This window comes from Mesorhizobium sp. M2C.T.Ca.TU.002.02.1.1 (assembly GCF_003997225.1).
Genome location: NZ_RZTO01000616.1, coordinates 1 through 3,822, shown reverse-complemented (window position 1 = coordinate 3,822; position 3,822 = coordinate 1). Strand labels below are relative to the sequence as shown.

Annotated in this window: 4 protein-coding genes; 2 read left to right on the top strand and 2 right to left on the bottom strand. The window is 63.5% G+C overall.

Annotated features, from left to right (window positions below; genetic code table 11):
• Nucleotides 1–615, bottom strand: a 615-nt coding sequence (tyrS, locus tag EOD07_RS26160) for a tyrosine--tRNA ligase (protein ID WP_127237468.1), incomplete at its 3' end; no start/stop codon positions are given.
• A gap of 345 nt (nt 616–960) precedes the next feature.
• Here tyrS and EOD07_RS26155 point away from each other — a divergent pair.
• Both EOD07_RS26155 and EOD07_RS26150 read left to right on the top strand, forming a co-directional pair.
• Complete coding sequence (locus EOD07_RS26155; protein WP_127237467.1) at nt 961–2,604, top strand: glycosyltransferase family 39 protein; 1,644 nt, start codon at nt 961–963, stop codon at nt 2,602–2,604.
• Nucleotides 2,605–2,651: 47 nt separating this feature from the next.
• Nucleotides 2,652–3,524, top strand: coding sequence for a phosphatase PAP2 family protein (locus EOD07_RS26150; protein WP_206519559.1), 873 nt, complete (start codon nt 2,652–2,654; stop codon nt 3,522–3,524).
• Between the two features lie 27 nt (nt 3,525–3,551).
• Here the strand turns inward: EOD07_RS26150 and EOD07_RS26145 are convergent.
• Nucleotides 3,552–3,822, bottom strand: a 271-nt coding sequence (locus EOD07_RS26145) for a prolyl oligopeptidase family serine peptidase (RefSeq protein WP_164772533.1), incomplete at its 5' end; no start/stop codon positions are given.

Genomic DNA, 3,822 nt, shown 5'->3' with positions numbered 1-3,822 from the left:
GTTGCCCCACTGGTCCGAGCCGCCCATCTGCAGCCGGCAGCCGACGCGCTTGTAGAGCTCGACGAAGTCGTAGGCCTGGAGGATCATGTAGTTGAATTCGAGGAAAGACAGCGACTGCTCGCGGTCGAGCCTGAGCTTCACGCTATCGAAGGCCAGCATGCGATTGACGGAGAAATGCCGGCCGACATCGCGCAGGAAGTTGACGTAGTTGATCTGCATCAGCCAGTCGGCGTTGTTGACCATGATCGCATCGCCCGGACCGCTGCCGAACTTCAGGTAAGGCGCGAAATTGCGGCGGATGCCGACGAGATTGTCGTCGATGTCCTGCGGGGTCAAAAGCTTGCGCGCCTCGTCCTTGAAGGACGGGTCGCCGATCATCGACGTGCCGCCGCCCATCAGCGCGATCGGCCGGTGGCCTGTCTGCTGCAGCCAGTGCAGCATCATGATCTGGATCAGCGATCCGGCATGCAGGCTCTTGGCCGTAGCGTCGAAGCCGATATAGGCGCTGACCGTTTCCTTGGCGAAAAGCTGGTCGAGGGAGGATTCATCCGAAATCTGGTGGATGAAGCCGCGCTCGCTCATGATGCGCAGGAAATCGGATTTGAAGGCGGACATTTTTTCTTCCTGGAGATCGCCGGGCACTTTGGCCATGCTGGATATGAAGGCGCGCGTTTAGCATCCAAGCGCGATCAGCAAAAGTGGTTTCCGGTTTTGCGTTCGATCGCGCTTCAACCAACAAACATGCGATCAGCAAAGTGGTTTCCGGTTTTGTGCCTGGTTGCGTGGGGCAGCCGTCCTTGCTTCACCTTCCTTGCTGGCGTAATGAAGCGCCGCGCAAATCAAAGACATGGAGCATGATGTCGTCCGAAAACCGCTTCGCACTTTTCGGCATCATGCTCTGGACAGGCGCCATGCCGCGACGGGGCCATCCCGCAGTTTCAGATCGGACGAGCTCCCGCGATGAACAGGAACTACCTCTTCCTCTTTCTGTTCAGCATCGTCATGACCGTCAGCGGGCTGGCCAGCCTGCCGCCGGTGGATCGCGATGAATCCCGCTTCGTCCAGGCGACCAAGCAGATGGTCGAGACGGGCGACTATGTCGATATCCGGCTGCAGGACGTCACGCGCTACAAGAAGCCGATCGGCATCTACTGGCTGCAATCGGCGGCGGTCGCGCTGAGCGGCGAGGGGGCCGCGGCGCCGATCTGGGTCTATCGCCTGGTCTCGATGCTGGGCATTGCGCTGGCCGTCGTCGGCGTCGGCTGGACCGGGACAAAACTCTTCGGCGCCAATGCAGGACTGGCCGCCGGCCTGATGATGGCGGCGATCTTCGCCACCGCCTTCGAGGGGCGTGACGCCAAGACCGACGCGATGCTGCTTGCCTGCTGCGTGGCGGCGCAAGGCGCGCTGGCGCAGGTCTATTGGGCCTCGAAGCGCAATGAACCGGTTCCCGGGCATCTGCCGTGGATCTTCTGGGTCGCGCAAGGGTTGGGCATCCTCATCAAGGGGCCAGTCTCACCGCTCTTGTCGCTGCTGACCGCCGCGGCGCTCTTTGCCTTCGACCGCGACTGGCGCTGGCTACTGAGGATGAAGCTGGTGCGCGGCGTCGGCATCGTGCTGGTCATCGTGCTGCCTTGGCTGATCCTCATCACCTGGAAGAGCGGCGGCGCCTTTTTCCAGGAAGCGGTCGGCAAAGACATGCTGAACAAGGTGGCGCAGGGCGAGGAGTCGCACGGCCTACCGCCCGGCTTCTATATGCTCACCTATTCGCTGTTCATGTGGCCCTTCGGGCTGATCGCGGTCGGCGCCGGGCTGCAGGCCATCAACCGTTTCTGGGACGATCCGCGGTTGCGCTTCTGCCTTGCCTGGTACATTCCGTTCTGGCTGGTCTTCGAGGCGATCCCGACCAAGCTGCCGCATTACGTCATGCCGGCCTATCCGGGCATGGCGCTCCTGATCGGCTGGCTGCTCACCTTGCCGGCGGACCAGGCGAACGCGCCGCTGAAGCGCTGGCAGACATGGCTGTGGTGGGCGGCGGCTTTCGGTGTCGTCGTCGTGTCGATCGGATTGGCCGTGGTTTGCGTCGGCGCGCCGCTCTATCTCGCCAGAACCTTCTCCTGGTGGAGCATACCGGCGGCGATCGCCGCTCTGGTCACCGGCTATCTTGCCTTTCCGCGGCAATTGCAGGTGCCGCTTCCGCGCATCGGCGCGATCGCGGCCGGCGCCGGCATCACCTTCAGCCTGCTGTTCGGCGTCATCGCGCCGTCACTAAAGCCGATCTGGCTGAGCCCCGCCATCAAGGCTGCCGTCGACGCCAACCGGCTTTGCGACACCACGGTGCTCGCCTCGGCGAAATTCCAGGAGCCGAGCCTGGTCTTCCTGGTCGGCACCAAGACGGTGCTTACCGACGTCGAGGGGGTGGCGCGGCATCTGCTTGACGACCCGTCCTGCGCGCTTGGGTTGGCGCCGGTCAAGGATGAGCAGAAGCTTGCCGATGTGCTGACCGCCCAAGGCAAGTCGGCGAAGCGACTGACCGAGATCGACGGCATCAACTATTCGTCAGGAGACAAGCTGTCGCTCGGGCTTTACCGGGTGGCTCCGTGATGAATAGCGTCGGGCGTCGAATGTCCCTATAAGCACGCGCTAAAGCCATGTCCGCCGCGCCCCTTGCCCTTTACCGCCGCTCGCTCGGCAATTTCCGTGACACGATGTCGATCGTGAAGCGACGCTTTGCCGTGCGCCCGGCGCGCTATCCGAGAATTCTGTGGGGTGTCTGGCTGCTGGCCTGGGTGCTGCTCACCGTGGCGACCTTCCTGCGTCTCGACGCCGGCGCGGGCGAGATGCGCGGTGAATGGTCGCCCGGCTTCGTGCGTTTCACCGATTTCTTCACGCAATTCGGCCTCGGCGGCTGGTACCTCATTCCAGCCGCACTCTGCCTCGTCGCCGCCAATCTGACGGATTGGCGCGGCCTGTCCCGGCAAGGCCGGATGATCGTCTACAACTGGACCTGCTTCGCCTTCCTGGTGCTCTGCGCCGTCGGCCTGTCCGGCCTTGCCGTCAACGTCTTGAAATACGGCATCGGCCGGGCCCGGCCGCTCTATTTCGACAGTTTCGGCGTGCTCTCGCTGCACCCCTTCGCCATGGATGCGCGCTTCGCCGGCTTTCCGTCAGGCCATGCCACGACGATGGGCGCGGTGTTCGGTATCCTGCTGCTGCTGTTTCCGCGCCGCTGGTATATCGCGCTGGCGGTCACCGCCTGCATCGCCTCGACACGCGTCTTCGTTGGCGCACACTATCCCAGCGACACAGTCGCGGGCTTCGGCCTTGGGCTGGCGTTTGCGGTGGTCTCGGGGCTGGTCTTCGCCCGGCTCGGTTTCATCTTCGGCCAGACAGACGCGAAGCTACCGGTGCGAAAGCGGACTTTCCGGCTTGTACCGTTCTGGGCACGGAGAGGCAGGATTTCGACGGCTGGGCCGGTCGGCGCCAGCGAGATCGACGCCGCCGACCGAACCCAGATCCGTTAAAGCACCCTGGATTGGCAGCTGTCCTGCTTATCGCAGGCGCTTCGGCCGGGGATCCGCGAGCTCGCCGGCGAGGCGCCTGTCGAGATAGTCGGCGCATTCCTGGATCAGCTGCTCGGTGTCGTTGGCGAAGAAATGGTTGGCGCCGGGCAGCGTCTTCTGGGTGATGGTGATGCCTTTTTGCGTATGCAGCTTGTCGACCAGGCCCTGCACGTCCTTGGGCGGCGCCACCTTGTCGGCATCGCCATGGATGATCAGGCCGGATGACGGGCAGGGCGCCAGGAACGAGAAATCATAGGTG